Annotated in this window: 1 protein-coding gene; it reads right to left on the bottom strand. The window is 32.1% G+C overall.

Translation table 11 applies throughout. From position 1 onward, the window contains the following. Nucleotides 1–262 precede the first annotated feature (262 nt). Nucleotides 263–685, bottom strand: coding sequence for a PH domain-containing protein (locus Q0947_RS15180; protein ID WP_299399797.1), 423 nt, complete (start codon nt 683–685; stop codon nt 263–265). Nucleotides 686–913: the final 228 nt, after the last annotated feature.

Below are 913 nucleotides of genomic sequence, written 5' to 3'. Positions count from 1 at the left end.
TCTATTACATTTACGTAATTCTTGATTTCGGAAATAGTTTTATTTACCGAACAACTTGTCAGAATACCAAGGATTAATGCTATGTAGATTGGTTTTTTCAAATGTTTTACAACGTTGATGTATAAGGATAGTTGCGGGTTTGTATGCGAGGATTTTCCGAAGGAAAATCAGATGCAGGCAAACACGCAATTGCCTTTGATTAAGCACTAAACCGCAATTATTTTTATACGGTGTTGCCAGTAGTTTTTATTCAGTCAAATTTTCATTCCGTTATTTTTATTTCAGCATTTACATTTAGTAAGTCAGAAATCAATTCGTTATTATTTTCAGGCGCAATATAAATTTCGTCATATTTATTGAATTTTATAATAAGTCCATTTTTCGCTAATGCTGGTTTTATTCCGCTCCACATAGTTTTTCCTTTTAGTATTTCCTTTATGTTTGAAATTCCGATTTTTCCTCTTAAAAATCCAGAGCGATAAATTAATTCGTTATTTTCAATTTTATAAGATGTGTCAAAATATATCCAAAATATTAAGATTAATGGACTCAATAATGGTAAGAGAATAAAAGGTTTTTCTAAAAATGTGCTTTTATCCAGAAAGAAAACAACTATCGGTAATATAACAGATCCAATTAGTAAATAATTGATAAATCCTTTTCTATTTGCTTTATAAATTTTCATTCAGTTTGCGTTTTTCTCAAATTACTGGCAACGTTTATGTGTAAGAATAGTTGCGGTGGCAAACACCTAAAATAGTAAACATTGACCGAGCCTGTGGAAATTCCGCAGGAATTTCCAAGTAAGCGAGAACTAAGCAATTATTTTTACACGGTGTTGAACGAATCCTCCCTACCGGTCGGAAGCCCGCCTGAATAGCTGAGATCGGATGTCCCTAGCGTAAATGTAATA

Source organism: uncultured Gelidibacter sp. (assembly GCF_947500795.1).
In the GTDB taxonomy this organism is placed as follows: Bacteria; Bacteroidota; Bacteroidia; order Flavobacteriales; family Flavobacteriaceae; genus Gelidibacter.
This window is presented reverse-complemented; position numbering and strand designations above follow the sequence as displayed.

Coding starts and splice junctions, on each gene's coding strand:
- Q0947_RS15180 (WP_299399797.1), bottom strand. CDS start 685: ATGAAAATTTATAAAGCAAATAGAAAAGGATTTATCAATTATTTACTA.